This is a genomic window from Pseudomonas sp. SIMBA_068, assembly GCF_046534705.1.
Lineage (GTDB): Bacteria > Pseudomonadota > Gammaproteobacteria > Pseudomonadales > Pseudomonadaceae > Aquipseudomonas > Aquipseudomonas putida.
Genome location: NZ_JAWRYI010000675.1, coordinates 1 through 266 on the forward strand (window position 1 = coordinate 1; position 266 = coordinate 266).

The following is a 266-nucleotide window of genomic DNA, read 5'->3' on the forward strand; positions in this document are numbered from 1 at the left end:
GATGAACTGTGGGGCGCCGAACGCGCCCTGGCAGCCGGGCTGGTCAGCGAAGTGTGCCCTGACGAACAACTGCCCGCCGTAGCCGCCGAACTGGCCGGGCGCCTGGCCAACGGCCCGACATTCGCCTACGCGCAAACCAAGCGGCTTATACGCGATGGCGCCCGGCGCACCCTGGCCGAACAGCTGGAAGCCGAGCGCCACGCCGGCCTGCTGTGTGGCCGTAGCCAGGACGGCGCCGAGGCGCTGCAAGCTTCGGTTGAACGTCG

The 266-nt window shown here is 70.3% G+C and carries 1 protein-coding gene; it reads left to right on the forward strand.

Going from position 1 to position 266, the window contains the following annotated elements:
* Positions 1–266, forward strand: a 266-nt coding sequence (locus tag SB756_RS30945) for an enoyl-CoA hydratase/isomerase family protein (RefSeq protein WP_410913351.1), incomplete at both ends; no start/stop codon positions are given.